The organism is Pseudomonas sp. BW16M2, assembly GCF_014268865.1.
Classification (GTDB): domain Bacteria; phylum Pseudomonadota; class Gammaproteobacteria; order Pseudomonadales; family Pseudomonadaceae; genus Aquipseudomonas; species Aquipseudomonas peradeniyensis.
The window spans coordinates 1-549 of the sequence record NZ_JABWRI010000072.1; the positions used below are offsets into that span (position 1 = coordinate 1).

Genomic DNA, 549 nt, shown 5'->3' on the forward strand with positions numbered 1-549 from the left:
GAAGACCTGCAGGTAGCAGACCTCGATATCGTTGCGATGGCGGCGGTTGTCGCGTTCCACCAGCACGGCGCTGGCCGGGCCTGCGGTGGTGCAGGTCGGCTGGATCTGGCTGGCGGCGTCCAGCACGGGTGCGAGCATACGGCACGAGGAAGCGTGCACTTGGGCCACCACCGGGCCGACGACTTCCACGGCGTAGTCTTGCTTGGCCTGCGGACCGAAATCGCCGAGGTGGTCGGCGCTGTAGTTGATGCCGCCGATGAACGCGCGTTGTCCGTCGATCACCAGGATCTTGCGGTGCAGGCGGCGGAACAGGTTGGTGCGCATGCCAGCCAGCCGGGGTTGCGGATCGAACGAATGGAAGCGTACCCCGGCCTCGGTCATCGAGGCGATGAAATCGTCGGGCAGGTCCGCAGTGCCGTAGCCGTCCACCGCTACCTCGACCCGCACCCCCCGCCGCGCGGCGTCGATCAGCGCCTGGCGCAAGGGTTGGCCGACCTTGTCGTCGTAGATGATGAAGGTCTCCAGGAGGATTTCCTCCCGTGCCTGGGC

General features: G+C 66.8%; 1 protein-coding gene. It reads right to left on the reverse strand.

What is annotated here, in order from left to right:
* Positions 1–549 (reverse strand): phospholipase D-like domain-containing protein (locus HU735_RS26820; protein WP_238349910.1); only part of this gene is annotated, 549 nt, incomplete at both ends.